At 37.2% G+C, this 13,474-nt stretch carries 15 protein-coding genes, 1 tRNA gene and 1 pseudogene; 12 read left to right on the top strand and 5 right to left on the bottom strand.

Going from position 1 to position 13,474, the window contains the following annotated elements; genetic code table 11:
- The first annotated feature begins 56 nt into the window (after positions 1-56).
- A pseudogene (locus MKL33_RS01510) lies at positions 57-179 on the top strand (hypothetical protein).
- A gap of 62 nt (positions 180-241) precedes the next feature.
- Here the strand turns inward: MKL33_RS01510 and MKL33_RS01505 are convergent.
- Positions 242-1,471, bottom strand: a complete 1,230-nt coding sequence (locus MKL33_RS01505; RefSeq protein WP_270906337.1) for an alpha/beta hydrolase — start codon at positions 1,469-1,471, stop codon at positions 242-244.
- Between the two features lie 248 nt (positions 1,472-1,719).
- Here MKL33_RS01505 and MKL33_RS01500 point away from each other — a divergent pair, with 248 nt between their 5' ends.
- The 11 genes from MKL33_RS01500 (at position 1,720) to MKL33_RS01450 (ending at position 10,879) form a co-directional block, all read left to right on the top strand.
- Entirely contained in the window at positions 1,720-2,406 is a 687-nt protein-coding gene (locus MKL33_RS01500) for a putative quorum-sensing-regulated virulence factor (RefSeq protein WP_032035691.1), read from the top strand.
- Positions 2,407-2,550: 144 nt separating this feature from the next.
- The gene (locus MKL33_RS01495) at positions 2,551-3,180 is read left to right on the top strand and encodes a hypothetical protein (protein WP_161282428.1); all 630 of its coding nucleotides are present in this window, start codon (positions 2,551-2,553) and stop codon (positions 3,178-3,180) included.
- A gap of 102 nt (positions 3,181-3,282) precedes the next feature.
- Positions 3,283-3,359 (top strand) — tRNA-Arg (locus MKL33_RS01490).
- A gap of 117 nt (positions 3,360-3,476) precedes the next feature.
- Positions 3,477-4,412, top strand: coding sequence for an ABC transporter ATP-binding protein (locus MKL33_RS01485; RefSeq protein WP_002118101.1), 936 nt, complete (start codon positions 3,477-3,479; stop codon positions 4,410-4,412).
- The gene (locus MKL33_RS01480; RefSeq protein WP_002118099.1) at positions 4,409-5,182 is read left to right on the top strand and encodes an ABC transporter permease; all 774 of its coding nucleotides are present in this window, start codon (positions 4,409-4,411) and stop codon (positions 5,180-5,182) included. Before MKL33_RS01485 ends, MKL33_RS01480 begins: the two co-directional genes overlap by 4 nt.
- Positions 5,179-5,991, top strand: a complete 813-nt coding sequence (gene queF / locus MKL33_RS01475; protein WP_086399239.1) for an NADPH-dependent 7-cyano-7-deazaguanine reductase QueF — start codon at positions 5,179-5,181, stop codon at positions 5,989-5,991. The genes MKL33_RS01480 and queF overlap by 4 nt, the downstream gene beginning before the upstream one ends.
- A gap of 23 nt (positions 5,992-6,014) precedes the next feature.
- Positions 6,015-6,665 (top strand): hypothetical protein, encoded by a 651-nt coding sequence (locus tag MKL33_RS01470; protein ID WP_270906336.1) that lies wholly within the window; start codon positions 6,015-6,017, stop codon positions 6,663-6,665.
- Positions 6,666-6,791: 126 nt separating this feature from the next.
- On the top strand, positions 6,792-7,934 hold the full coding sequence (rodA, locus tag MKL33_RS01465) for a rod shape-determining protein RodA (protein ID WP_005068220.1): 1,143 nt from the start codon (positions 6,792-6,794) through the stop codon (positions 7,932-7,934).
- 19 nt (positions 7,935-7,953) lie between these two features.
- On the top strand, positions 7,954-8,955 hold the full coding sequence (gene mltB / locus MKL33_RS01460) for a lytic murein transglycosylase B (RefSeq protein ID WP_130172347.1): 1,002 nt from the start codon (positions 7,954-7,956) through the stop codon (positions 8,953-8,955).
- 289 nt (positions 8,956-9,244) lie between these two features.
- Positions 9,245-9,856 (top strand): septal ring lytic transglycosylase RlpA family protein, encoded by a 612-nt coding sequence (locus tag MKL33_RS01455; RefSeq protein ID WP_002118141.1) that lies wholly within the window; start codon positions 9,245-9,247, stop codon positions 9,854-9,856.
- 573 nt (positions 9,857-10,429) lie between these two features.
- Positions 10,430-10,879 (top strand): Mpo1 family 2-hydroxy fatty acid dioxygenase, encoded by a 450-nt coding sequence (locus tag MKL33_RS01450; RefSeq protein WP_002118194.1) that lies wholly within the window; start codon positions 10,430-10,432, stop codon positions 10,877-10,879.
- A gap of 43 nt (positions 10,880-10,922) precedes the next feature.
- On the opposite strand, the gene MKL33_RS01445 is transcribed toward MKL33_RS01450, so the two are convergent.
- From MKL33_RS01445 to MKL33_RS01430, 4 genes are all read right to left on the bottom strand, one after another.
- Entirely contained in the window at positions 10,923-11,240 is a 318-nt protein-coding gene (locus MKL33_RS01445) for an AzlD domain-containing protein (protein WP_270906335.1), read from the bottom strand.
- Between the two features lie 11 nt (positions 11,241-11,251).
- The gene (locus MKL33_RS01440; RefSeq protein WP_270906334.1) at positions 11,252-11,959 is read right to left on the bottom strand and encodes an AzlC family ABC transporter permease; all 708 of its coding nucleotides are present in this window, start codon (positions 11,957-11,959) and stop codon (positions 11,252-11,254) included.
- Positions 11,960-12,047: 88 nt separating this feature from the next.
- On the bottom strand, positions 12,048-12,872 hold the full coding sequence (locus MKL33_RS01435; protein WP_005068210.1) for a helix-turn-helix transcriptional regulator: 825 nt from the start codon (positions 12,870-12,872) through the stop codon (positions 12,048-12,050).
- Between the two features lie 105 nt (positions 12,873-12,977).
- Positions 12,978-13,463 (bottom strand): DUF3465 domain-containing protein, encoded by a 486-nt coding sequence (locus MKL33_RS01430; RefSeq protein ID WP_060464752.1) that lies wholly within the window; start codon positions 13,461-13,463, stop codon positions 12,978-12,980.
- Positions 13,464-13,474: the final 11 nt, after the last annotated feature.

Below are 13,474 nucleotides of genomic sequence, written 5' to 3'. Positions count from 1 at the left end.
GGGGTCCTATAAAATTAGGGCTTTTAAGCCGTGCTAAGATTGCGACATATTGTAGCATGAACTTTATAATTAAACAGAATGAAGTTAGCTCAGTTTTAAATAAAAATGGCTCAAGTTTTATAAAAAATGAGCCATTGTTTATAAATCAATAAAAAAACTGCTTTAAAGCTTATATTTAAAATTTTTTCCTCATTCACTTTAACTTACACCAAGGTTAAAAATACTTTAAATATCAATAACTCTATTGTGCTGTTAGCAAAGTCTGAACATTTCCAACAATGTTGTCTACATTACTACTCATCGCCGTATTATGATCCCAGTTACCAGTCACATAACTATTAATTTTAGTGCCTACAACAGTGGCATTAGATATCAAGATATCCGTTGCTACTTTAGGAACTGTTGAATCTGCTAAGCCCTGATAAATAATGATTGGTGTCGTGACTTTCACTTGTAACGGCTGCGAATCTTTATCTAAAAATGTTTTAACTAGCGGCACAGCCATAAAGTTAGGTTGTGTACGTGTATATCCATCCAATGTTCCATTGTGATCTGTAGCATACTTAGTCATACCTGCGCCAAAAGCCTGGCCCAATGGTCCGGAACAAATTGTTTCTGCTTGCGCTGCAATACCAGAGATTTGCGAAGTAAAGACTTGTGGATAATCAAAAGTGGGTTGTGTGTTGCGGATACCCGCACTAACTAAAGCTGTATAAGTATCAAGTTGAGCATACATTGATATTTTTTTATCTAGAGTTGCATTAGCAACAGATTGCTCTCCCGCCACTAGAATAAAGCCTAAATTAGAAGCAGGTGCTACCGCTACTGTACCTTTATAGTCTAGTTGTGCACGGCTCGCATATTGTGCAGCACCTAATGCAGCATGTCCACCCTGAGAATGTCCTACTGTTAACCATTTTTTTGAAGTTAATAAGTTACGCTGTAATAAATAATTGCGTGTTGCAACCACTGCATCTGTAATTGAAAAAGCCTCACTTTTAACATTTAAAAAAGGATGTATGCCTGGTGTACCTAAACCCTCATAGTCAGGTGCGACCACAACATAACCAGCTGCTAATAATTTACTAATTAAATCTTTTGTACTATCTGCTAAAGCTGCTTTACTTGGTGCGCAAGCATCTGCCACACCCGTAGTACCATGCGCCCAGACTACAATTGGCCAACCGCCTACTGGTGGTGGAGTGTTTGGTGTAAATACCAAACTGGTTGCCTGCACTTCTTGACCACTTTGACCCAACATTTTATAAGTCAAAATACTACTTTCTGCGGCAACTGATCCTAAGTTGGTGCTTGTGTAAGCCTCGACCTTAACCACTGGATTTTGAATATTATTGGTTGGAGTCCCAGATGGATTAGTAGGAGCTGAGCCATCATCACTACTCCCTTCTCCACAAGCGACTAAAAATAAACTCGTGCTAAGAACGCTCGTCATTAATAGGTTCATTTTCATTGGTATATCTTCCCTTAAATTCCATTTTTGTTTTGCTTTAGTTTTTTAATCAACATTTCCTAATGTCTTAAAATATTTACGCCTAATCTTTATTTTCCGCAAGTTCTATTGGATGAAATTAATCTCTGAAAACTCTATTTTTAATATAAATTAACGTTCTCGCTACTCTCAGGCCTCACTTCATGTTTTAAAGTGGGTAGCCAACTGTTAACATTCTTGATTATTCGTGATTGATTAAAGGGCCAGTTATGCAAACCATTATTTTAGATACAGAAACACATACACTAAATGGTTTGCCAATTGAAATTGCGTATGCCCCTATTGAGATTAATGCAGGCAAGCTCACCTTAGATAAAAGCAAATTATTTGATCAACTTTATCAGGTTGGTACACCTATCTCTTACGCGGCTATGGCAGTACACCATATATTAGAGTCAGATTTAGAAAACCAGCCCCACTATAAAACTTTTAAATTGCCAGAGACTACAACTTATATTATTGGTCACAATATTGATTACGATATTGCCGCGATTGCTCGTTGTGGCGTGGATGTCTCTCATATCAAACCGATTTGTACTCTAGCTTTAGCGCGTAAAACTTGGCCTGAAGCAGAAGCGCATAATATTTCTGCACTCATCTATATGATTTCTCAAGGCAGCGGTAAAGCGCGAGAATTGCTCAAAGGCGCGCACCGAGCCGATGCGGATATTATTTTGACTGCTAATATTTTGATGCATATTGTCTATCATTTAAATATTCAAGACATTGAAGAGCTTTACCGAGTTTCTGAAGAAGCACGTATCCCTACGACTATTAATTTTGGTAAGCATAAAGGCACAGCTATTGCTGAACTCCCTAAAGACTATATTCAATGGTTATTACGCCAAGATGAACTTGACGTCTATTTACGTAAAGCGTTAGAAGGCGCATTTTAAAGTCTTAAATAGATGATATTCATCAATTCTTCATCATATTGTCATTTTTGAGTTTTATGGTTAACCCCATTTATATTTTATTAAAAACAGTACTGTTCAACCGAGAAAATTGGACAGTCTGATTTATTTTTTATTTGGGGAAAAATGATGGCTGGTTTTTATCGAACCAATTTAGGAAGAGTCGCGCTTCAACAACGCAACATTACTTTAAATGCAAAACAAAGACGTTTATTACTATTAATAGATCACGAAGATTTTCAAAATTTAAATAGCGAATTTAAAAAACGTATTGCATCTCCAGAGCTTATTCAACAGCTTATCGACTTAAAACTCATTGCTCCTTCTGGCGAAAATTATTCAGAATTAAATGAACAAATATCTTTCCCACAATTATCCGTAACTCCAATAGAAGCTCATCAAAAAAATACTATAGATGATAATAAAAGTGATGATACAGTTAGTGAAATTCAGGTTACTCAATCATCATCTTTTCAACTTTCACCTACTGAAATTACCCAGCCACCAATTCGAGTTCAACAGCTCTCTTTTGAAGAAATACAACAGTTGATGAAGCAAAGCTTGAGTCAATATTGTGGGCTTATGGCAAAACCACTTATTCAGAAAATAGAGCAAATAAAAACGCTGCAAGAGCTTAAAATGTGCCAAATGCAATGGATTACCAGCTTACAGGAGTCGCGTATTCCGCCTAATGAGCTAGCACATACGCTCCATTCTATTAATTATTCAATTCAACTTATTCAACAACGCATCTAAAAAAGCAACAAGCTGCTGTTTAATTAAGCATTAAACTCACTTGTTACCTATTTCGTGCTTTACCTATTGGTGTTTTTTTCCTATGATGTGGCCCACACATGTGCGCTCGTAGCTCAGTTGGATAGAGTACAGGTTTCCGAAGCCTGGGGTCGTGGGTTCGATCCCCGCCGAGCGCACCAGTTTATATATAATAACTTCATAAATTTATCTCAATTTCATAAAATTCCGACTATTTTACTTGGTTTATTAATCATTATCGCTCAAAATATACCCCTCTTTCATAATGTGAGAATTTCATGACTGATGCTTTGGTTTTAAGAGATTTGTCCAAAACATATCGTAATGGTTTTCAGGCGTTAAAAGGTATTAACCTCACTGTGCCTGAAGGTGAATTTTATGCGTTGTTAGGCCCAAATGGTGCCGGCAAATCAACAACCATTGGTATTATCAGTTCCCTCACGAAAAAAACCGAAGGAACAGTTGAGATTTTTGGACACAATCTCGACACTCATCCATCCTTGGCAAAACAACAACTTGGCGTTGTCCCTCAAGAATTTAACTTTGGACAGTTTGAAAAAGCGTTCGATATTTTAGTCACCCAAGCTGGCTATTACGGCATTCATAAAAAGATTGCAGAAAAACGTGCCGAACATTATTTAGAAAAGCTAGGCCTCTGGGAAAAGCGCAATATACAAGCACGTATGCTATCAGGTGGTATGAAGCGCCGACTCATGATTGCACGTGCCATGATGCATGAACCTAAACTTCTTATTTTAGATGAGCCTACTGCGGGTGTTGATATTGAATTACGCCGCTCTATGTGGGATTTTCTAACCGAAATGAACGAAAGCGGTACTTCTATTATTTTGACTACACATTATCTCGAAGAAGCAGAAATGTTGTGTCGTCAAATTGCTATCATTGACCGCGGTGTCATTAAAGAAGACACCAGCATGAAAAGTTTCTTAAACCAGCTGAGTGAAGAGTCTTTTATTTTTGATTTGGCAGAACCCATTGCCCCACTCCAGTTAAATATTATTGGTGTGAAGTTCAACTTAATTGATAGCAGCACTTTAGAAGTGACAATGGATAAAGCACATACATTAAATGACTTATTCCAACTTTTAGAATCACAAGGTATTCGTGTTCGTAGTATGCGTAACAAATCGAACCGTCTAGAAGAGCTATTCGTCAAAATGGTCGAGAAAAATCTTGAAGGAGAGGCAAAATGAATTTTAGCCAACTGCAAATTGCCCTCTGGACTCTAGTTCGTAAAGAAGTACGCCGATTTCTACGTATTTGGCCGCAAACCTTGTTACCACCTGCGATCACGATGAGTTTGTACTTTGTCATTTTTGGTAATTTGGTTGGTTCGCGCATTGGACAAATGGGCGGCGTGAGCTACATGCAGTTTATCGTACCCGGCCTCATCATGATGGCGGTTATTACCAACAGTTATGCTAACGTATCTTCAAGTTTCTTTAGTGTGAAATTCCAAAAGAGCATTGAAGAACTGATTATGAGTCCCGTACCACTACATATTATTTTGTGGGGCTATGTCATTGGTGGTATTTGCCGTGGTGTATTGGTCGGAGCAATTGTGACGACAATGAGCATGTTCTTTACAGACCTCTTTATACATAACTGGTTCGTAACTATATATACAGTCTTAATTACCTCGGTTCTTTTCTCATTAGGTGGTTTTATTAATGCAGTTTATGCAAAATCATTTGATGATATTTCTATTATTCCAACATTTGTCCTTACACCTTTAACCTATTTAGGTGGTGTATTCTATGCTATTAGTGCACTTGGCCCTTTTTGGCAAAAACTTTCTTTAATTAATCCTATTGTGTATATGGTTAACGCTTTCCGTTTCGGCATTTTAGGTCATAGTGACGTGAACGTTACGTTCTCTTTAATCATTGTGACATTATGCTGTGCTGTACTTTACGGAATTGCCTACTATTTACTTGCTCGTGGTTCAGGAATGCGTGAATGAGTGTCGAACAGTCTTTATTGGGTAAAGAAACTCAATATCCAACTAACTATCAACCTGATGTTTTATTTCCAATTGCTCGTGCTCAGTCTCGTGAAGCCTATTCGCATATTGAAGGTATTACACAAGGTAGAGATTGGTGGCATGTTTTTGAAATTTCATGGTTAAACGCTCATGCTATCCCGCAAGTTGCTATTGGCAGAATTACACTGCCAGCTTCTTCACCAAATTTGATTGAATCAAAGTCATTAAAGCTTTACTTCAATAGCCTTAACTTCACACAGTTTGACTCTAAACAATCATTTATTGAAACAGTTGAAAAAGACTTATCGGCTGCGGCCGGTGCAAAAGTTGAGTTAACCTTATTTCAAGTAGATGATTTAGAGATTTCTAAACCTCAAGGCATTTGTATTGATGACTTAGATCCAGAGCGTTTAGAGCAACATCCAGATGCGACTCTTTTAAAACGAGATGCGTCTGATGAAGAAGTCGAAATTGAACTATATTCTCATCTTTTAAGAAGTAACTGCCCAGTCACGGGACAACCAGATTGGGGTACAGTTTTTATCCGTTTTAAGGGCAAAAAACCTTGTTATCGTAGTGTTTTAGCTTATATTATCTCGTACCGTCAGCATAACGGCTTTCACGAACAATGTGTCGAGCAGATTTTTGCGGATATTTGGCAAAATTTGCAGCCTGAAAAGCTGATGGTTTATGCAACTTATACTCGTCGCGGCGGACTTGATATTAACCCTTGCCGAGTATCGGATCTTTCATGGATGCCAAAACCGATTCGATTGGCACGACAATAAAACGAATAATTTGAGGATACACCATGCCGTTTTTTGGTTTTACCCCTTCTGAAGGCTTATTGAACGATATACAAACTGGAATTGCGAACAAAAATTCTAGTGAGCCTTTATACCCACTTCGCGATAAGATTGCTTTACAACTTGATGAAGAGATTATTGATAATGTCTTAATTCAGTTAGTTCAGCACTTCCCTGCAAGTGAAAAGCGCGATACTGCCGAAAAACTAGCAGGCTATGTCAAATCAACAGTCGCTGTTCTTTTAAAACAATTGTTAAGCAAAGCGCCAAACGATGTTGTTAAACAGTCAGTAGAGTTCTCTGAAAAAAGCTTATTTAAAGATCCACAAGGTCAATATAAAGTAGGTGTAACTCTAGATCCTAGCTTAGTCACTAATCTTCAGCATAACTTCACTGAGCTTAAGGCGGGTAACGATATCAATAAAGCTGCATTGGCTGAACTGTATAAACAGTTTGGAGATGCTATGGTTAAACATTTTATGTCTGATTTTAATAAGACATTAGACCTTGGCATGATTAAGCGTAAAGCAGCTGATATTGGTGCGGCAGCTGTAACAAAAGCAGTTCATATTGCGATCGACAAACTCATCCCTAGCTTAAATCGCACTGAACTAAAAGCGATGGCTGAATATCACGAAAGTCTATTCTTTAACTAATAAAAAATAGCCTATCGGAAACCTAGCGAGAGCTAGGTTTTTTTATTGCAAAATATTGATATACATTGCCATTAATCAGGTTTATGTTAGCATGCGCCAAGCACTGATTGACCTAGTTAACGCCGCATGTCTCCTAGCCCACAATATAAGTTTTTACGCCAAGCTCCTCGAGATGGTCTTAGCACCGCTATGCAACCATCAAGGTGGCAACAACTCCACATTGACCCGTGGTTATGTCTATTTTTGCTGTTAAATGCGCTATTAGGTTTAACTGTACTATATAGTGCTTCGGCACAGGATGTAGGTCTGGTTAGTAAGCAAGCCATGAGTTTTGGTATTGGCTTTTTAGTAATGTTTGGTCTAGCCCAAATTCCGCCTAAGGTCTATCAAGCGTTTTCCCCATACTTTTATTTGTTCGGCCTATTTTCGCTTGTGGCAGTTATGGTATTTGGTGAAGTCCGAATGGGTGCTCAGCGCTGGATTGATATTCCGGGTTTCGGGAGTGTCCAACCCAGTGAGTTCATGAAAATCGGCATGCCGATGATGATTGCATGGTTTTTAGCACGAAAACCTCTTCCCCCTAGTTTTTCACAAGTTGTTTTATCATTAATGTTAATTGGTATTCCCTTTTTACTGATTGCAGAACAACCTGATTTAGGAACATCACTTTTAGTATTAGCAAGCGGTATATTTGTCTTATTTTTAAGTGGACTATCATGGCGAATGATTGGTGCAGCTGCCGCATGTGCAGCAATCGTAATTCCAATTGCGTGGGAATTTCTTTTACACGACTATCAACGCCAAAGGGTTTTAACCTTACTTGATCCAGAAGCAGACGCGCTCGGTACAGGTTGGAATATTATTCAATCTAAAACTGCAATTGGTTCTGGTGGTTTTTCAGGTAAAGGGTTCCTTGAAGGCACCCAATCACATTTACACTTTTTACCCGAAGGACATACTGACTTTATTATTGCTGCATATTCCGAAGAATTTGGACTCATCGGTGTACTTATTTTAGTAATCCTTTATTTTGCCATTATTTTTAGAACATTCCAGATCGGTTTACAAAGCTTCCATAACTATGGACGTTTAGTTGCTGGCGCCTTTGGTTTGTCTTTTTTTGTTTATGTATTTGTAAATGCGGGAATGGTCAGTGGTATTTTACCTGTAGTAGGTGTTCCTTTACCTTTTATGAGTTATGGTGGAACAGCTATTATTACTTTAATGGCCACTTTTGGTTTAGTCATGTCCATTCATACACATCGATAATCTGGAATTTTAAAACGATATGTTGTCTCAACACTTAAATAAAACTTTAAAAATGCTCGCTTTGTGTACTGGTCTAATCAGTACAAGTCATTTCGCTCAGGCCAACGATTTTGCCACACATCCTGATTATTTGAATTTTAAACAAAAGACCATGAGCGCTTATGGTTTAAGTAGCGCCCAAGTCGATGCAGCCATGAGTGGTGCAAAAAATTTACCAAACATTCTAAATATTATGACTCGCCCAGGTGAAAGTAAGCCTTGGTATGACTATCGTTCTATGTTTTTGGTTGAAGGAACAATTCAACGCGGTGTCCGTTTTAAAAATCAATATGCAGATGCTTTAAATCGTGCAGAGCAACAATATGGCGTACCTCAATCTGTCATTTTAGGTATTTTGGGTGTTGAGACAGGTTATGGCGCAAATAAAGGTTCTTTTATTACACGTGATGCCTTGGCCACACTTGCTTTTGGCTACCCTCGCCGTGCTGAATATTTTGGTGATGAGCTAGCTGCTCTTATTGCATGGACTTATAAAGAAGGCTACCCAACAAATAGTATTGTAGGTTCCTATGCTGGGGCGATTGGGTATCCACAATTTATGCCAAGCAATATTAGTAAATATGGGGTGGATTATGACGGTAATGGACATATCGACTTAAGAAATTCAGCAGAAGATGCAATCGGATCAATTGCAAACTATTTAGCAAAACAAGGTTGGCAACGAGATCAACCAATTGGGTTTATGGCACGTTACACTGGGTCAAATCCGGAAAGCATTATTGCCAAAGATTTAACTCAACCTTTTCCTTATGGCGCATTAAAGACGCTCGGTATTTCTCCATTGAATCCTTTAGTTAAAATTGATGATCTCGATATGGTGAATGTTATTCAATTACAAGACTATAACGGTCCAATTTACTATTTAACTTACCCGAATTTTCAAGTGATTACGACTTATAACAAGAGCCGCATGTACGCTACTGCTGTATGGTTATTAGGCACCGAAGTAGCTAGCCGATAGGCTAGCTTTTTTATACTTTATGTAAAAGTCAATAAATATTTTTGTTAAATAGATCACAATACATACATTTTTAATAACTTGTTACATTATTGATTATTTTTTAACCTAAAACTGTAAGTTTTTACCCTTTTTGTAAAGATTTCTCGTTAAAGACTAGACACTCTCCGTAAGCGATGAATATTATCCACCCCAATATAGCAATTGCAAAAGTGAATAATAAGGCATGTTCACTTTAAATTTCAGTCAATGGCTGAAAGAAAAAAGTACATGTTCTCAGGAGTTTATACAAATGCAGTTATCGCTGAAATACGTTCTTGCACTGACGGCTAGTTTAAGTATGGCCCCACTGCACGCTGAAATGGTGCAGTCATCATCATTAAACAGTGATGTAGATGGTCCTAATCTAGCAGCACGTGTATTGAGTAAAGATACTCAAAACTTTAATTCTCGTTTTTCTAACATTAACAGTCTTTCAATCACTGAACGTTCTGGCGATCAAATCCGTCGTCAAGCTATCGCAGCAAAAATTGAAATCCCTGAAGATGAGCCTTCAGTGATTGAAAAACTTAACACAGTAGCTTCAAACACTGTTCGTAAGTTTAGCCAAACTGGTATGGCATCTTGGTATGGCCGCCAATTCCATGGTCGTAAAACTGCAAGTGGTGAAACATTCGACATGAATGCTTTAACTGCTGCTCACCGTAGCCTACCGTTGAACTGTTACATTCGAGTAACGAATAAAGACAATGGTAAAAGTGTGGTTGTAAAAGTAAATGACCGTGGTCCTTTCCATGGCAACCGTGTACTTGACCTATCATACGGTGCAGCTAAACGTCTTGGTATTACCAATGCTGGAACTGCTAAAGTAAATATTGAGCGTGTTGATGGCCCAACTTCATAAGTTATAGCCTCTCGAGTTCATGTAAAAAGCCGCAATTTTTTTGCGGCTTTTTTTATATTTTAAGTTATTAAAATGATGCCTAACTTAAAGTTAAAAAATCCTCTTTTTTTAACCCTTATCTAACTCCGAATTTGAATATTTTTTAAACAAAAAACTATGCTTATTTAGTATAAGTCAATTTCATCTCTAATTTGCGCTTAGAGCGACTTTATTAAATTTGCGCTACCCTAGTACCATTTTTCCAAAATAAAGGCTATTTATGGCGTTTTTAGAGTAGATGAGTAGAGCTTTTTCATATAATTTTCCCATCAATCTCAAAATCACCCTTTTTTAGATGATTTCATCATTAAGCAACACAGAAAAAATATTATGAAAAATTGCATCATTCTTGAGGTCGAATTGACTACTTTTTCAATTACAGTCATATTATTTTTTCGTTTGCCCTTTCCTAGTTTTTTTTAACGCAATGTTCCCTATAGTTGAATAGTGTTAGTTTCTTGTCGAGATCCTCAAGAACAGGCTAAAATATACTCACAAAAATAAATCGAAGTTAAAACAAGGAGTGTGCTACCAATGAAATCCATTACTGAATGGTTTGATGAATATAGCGAAAGTCATCAAAATCCAACCAATAAACAAATTCACTGGCTTTGCGTTCCCGCCATTTTATTTTCTATTATTGGAATCATTGCGCATTTCAGCACATTGCTTACTGCTTTATTACTTGTGTTGACCTTAGTATTTTATGCACGTTTAGATCTTGTACTTGCTGTTGCAATGGCTGCCTTACTTGTTGTTATGGCATGGCTCATTTACACCCTACCTGTAGGAGTCGGATTTTATATCGCTATTTTTGTGATTGCTTGGGTTGGACAATTTTACGGACATAAAGTCGAAGGCAAAAAACCGTCTTTCTTTAAAGATTTACAATTCCTATTGATTGGACCAGTTTGGTGTATGGATGCTTATCTCTCAAAAATCTTACCTAAATGGAAAAGCAGACAAAAACAAGCTCTTGCTTAAAGATTAACTTAAAGCTGAATCCTTTCGATTCAGCTTTTGCATGTTAGTAATTGATTAGAAAATTTATAAAATAAAAAAATCCTAAACTTGCTATCACACTTAAAAGAACTTTTTTTAGGTAAATAGCGATCACAATACAAAAGATTGCTGCATAAATATAAGGATTATTTATCACGCCTCTTAAATGATCACCATCGAAAAAAATAACTGGAATACAAATTGCAGTTAACAAACAAGGTGCAGAATAGTTAAGCATCTTATTCAGAATAAGCGGCAGTTTAATTTTTACTTGAGGTTCTAAAAAATAATAGCGATTAAAAAAGACGATTGCTGCCAAGCCTAGAATCATAAACCAAGACATACTATTTCTCCTTACCTCTTTTTTTCAGTTAAAACAGCAATCAACATTCCCATCAATCCTGAAAGTAAAATCGCACCCTCAATTTGATAAAATTTAAATAAAAACCCACTTAAACAAGTTGTTAGCACACCAACTATGACCGGAAATCCTTTACATAACGGCACAATCATGGCAATAAAAATAGCAACGATCGAAAAATCCAAATGGTAATTTAAAAGATCAGGTATCACTGTCGCCAGCAGTATTCCCACCAAACTAAAAGCAACCCAAAATAAATAAAAACACAAACCGGCTCCCAACAGATATTCCGAACTTCTTTTTTCAAATGGAGCACTCACCGCAAACAATTCATCTGTTAATAAAAAACCTAAACTCAATCGTTTAGGTAAGGACAAAATAGAAGTGTCATTTCTTAAAGTTAATGCATAAATAAAGTGCTGAGCCGTTAAAAAGAAAATAGTCAAATAAATTGTAAAAACAGATGCACCTTCCATAGCCATGCTTAAGCTAACCAACTGAGCAGCTCCAGCAAAGACGAGTCCAGACATTGCTAGTGCTTTATAGAAAGATAATCCTGCATGAATTGCCATAGATCCCGCTAAGATTGCCCACGGAATAACAGAAATTGATAAGGGCAAAATATCCATTGCGCCACGTAAAAATAAATAGGATGGCTTATTTTTTGAAAACCCAACTGGCTGATTAAGCTGAATATTCATATATAAAATCCAATATAAGAAACATCTCTATACCATGCTTGATGAGTGCCGACTTATATTGGATAAAATTGCTTTAAAACTAATTTATTTATATGTTCAAACTCGCTACATATTGAGTGGGTGTGACGCCCATTGCTTTTTTAAAGTGACGGTTAAAATGGCTTTGGTCAGAAAAACCACATTGTTGTGCCACCATGGCAATTTGGTCCCCCTGTTTTAATAACTGTCTTGCTTTTTGTAAACGTGCTTGTACAAGCCAAGCGTGAGGTGGCAGACCTACATATTTTTTAAATTGCCTTAAGAAATGCCAAGCGCTCAAGCCGACCATGTCAGCCAAATCTTGTAAAGAAAAGTTTGTTTCAGGCATTTCTACGAGTAATTCTTTAACTCTTAATATTTTTGAATATGCTTCTGGTAACTCACAAAAAGTATGATTTGATTTACCATGTCTCTTCATAAGACAAGCTAACGTTGTTAAATACATCGTTTCTTTGAGTAGGAAATTATCTTTTTGTTCTAATAAATCAAAAAGTAAGCAAAGCTGTTGAGCCAAACCTAGGTCGCGAATCACAGCTTGAGGAAACCATGGTGCTCCATGTGGATTTTCAAAAAAATCTTGACTAACTTCTGCTAACATTTCAGGTGTTGGATAGATCGCTCGATAACGCCACCCTGACTCAACAGCCGATGAACCAGTATGAATCTCGTCAGCATTGACTAAAATAATATCGCCTTTAGGAGCTACATGTAGCTGTCCTGTCCTAAAAAAAGACTGTGCTCCCTCTTCAATCACACCAATACAGTACCCTTCGTGAGTATGCTTTGAAAATTGTGTTTGGTGATAATGTGCTTTTAATAACTCTAAACCGCCCAACTCTCGCACATGCAGATAATCGGCTTGCTCCCGCTGCATAAATACGTCTCATCTATTCAATAAAAAAACCATAGCACGTTTTAATAAACTGAATAGAACAAAATTGCTCTATGAAAATAATCTGATTAAACGTTCACTTGAGCTTTATTGATAGATCTGTCCGTCATGTTTAAGCCATCCACCTTCATGACGACCTTGTGGATCGTGATGAGTCCAATGTAGTACACCACCTTTCGGGTTGTATTCATATTCGCCATAAAACTCAACGATGTCACCTTTATTTAGATTAGAAATTTTAGGTGCCAAATCGATATTATGTGCAACCAAAATTGAAAGACCATTTTTTAATACTAGAATGAATTTCTGGTGTCTTGACCCATCATTATCATCTCTTAAAATTGCTTTGACTCGACCACTTCCCTGCACTTGAACATTACTTTGTCTCTGCTCATAAGCAGCTTTTACAGTGTCCACCCCATTATTTGAAAGTGTAGTTTCATTACGCTGAGCTGCGGGTATAGTTGATGATGGTGATTGATTTTGCTTATGCCCAGATAAATCTAGACCAAAATACGCAGCAATCAATAAAATAATCACACCAGCAATACTGAGATTTTTTTTATTTGTCATTGTATACCCTT

The sequence above is a fragment of the Acinetobacter sp. AOR43_HL genome (assembly GCF_027854635.1).
In the GTDB taxonomy this organism is placed as follows: Bacteria; Pseudomonadota; Gammaproteobacteria; order Pseudomonadales; family Moraxellaceae; genus Acinetobacter; species Acinetobacter pittii.
This window is presented reverse-complemented; position numbering and strand designations above follow the sequence as displayed.

Coding starts and splice junctions, on each gene's coding strand:
- MKL33_RS01505 (WP_270906337.1), bottom strand. CDS start 1,471: ATGAAAATGAACCTATTAATGACGAGCGTTCTTAGCACGAGTTTATTT.
- MKL33_RS01500 (WP_032035691.1), top strand. CDS start 1,720: ATGCAAACCATTATTTTAGATACAGAAACACATACACTAAATGGTTTG.
- MKL33_RS01495 (WP_161282428.1), top strand. CDS start 2,551: ATGATGGCTGGTTTTTATCGAACCAATTTAGGAAGAGTCGCGCTTCAA.
- MKL33_RS01485 (WP_002118101.1), top strand. CDS start 3,477: ATGACTGATGCTTTGGTTTTAAGAGATTTGTCCAAAACATATCGTAAT.
- MKL33_RS01480 (WP_002118099.1), top strand. CDS start 4,409: ATGAATTTTAGCCAACTGCAAATTGCCCTCTGGACTCTAGTTCGTAAA.
- queF (WP_086399239.1), top strand. CDS start 5,179: ATGAGTGTCGAACAGTCTTTATTGGGTAAAGAAACTCAATATCCAACT.
- MKL33_RS01470 (WP_270906336.1), top strand. CDS start 6,015: ATGCCGTTTTTTGGTTTTACCCCTTCTGAAGGCTTATTGAACGATATA.
- rodA (WP_005068220.1), top strand. CDS start 6,792: ATGTCTCCTAGCCCACAATATAAGTTTTTACGCCAAGCTCCTCGAGAT.
- mltB (WP_130172347.1), top strand. CDS start 7,954: ATGTTGTCTCAACACTTAAATAAAACTTTAAAAATGCTCGCTTTGTGT.
- MKL33_RS01455 (WP_002118141.1), top strand. CDS start 9,245: ATGCAGTTATCGCTGAAATACGTTCTTGCACTGACGGCTAGTTTAAGT.
- MKL33_RS01450 (WP_002118194.1), top strand. CDS start 10,430: ATGAAATCCATTACTGAATGGTTTGATGAATATAGCGAAAGTCATCAA.
- MKL33_RS01445 (WP_270906335.1), bottom strand. CDS start 11,240: ATGTCTTGGTTTATGATTCTAGGCTTGGCAGCAATCGTCTTTTTTAAT.
- MKL33_RS01440 (WP_270906334.1), bottom strand. CDS start 11,959: ATGAATATTCAGCTTAATCAGCCAGTTGGGTTTTCAAAAAATAAGCCA.
- MKL33_RS01435 (WP_005068210.1), bottom strand. CDS start 12,872: ATGCAGCGGGAGCAAGCCGATTATCTGCATGTGCGAGAGTTGGGCGGT.
- MKL33_RS01430 (WP_060464752.1), bottom strand. CDS start 13,463: ATGACAAATAAAAAAAATCTCAGTATTGCTGGTGTGATTATTTTATTG.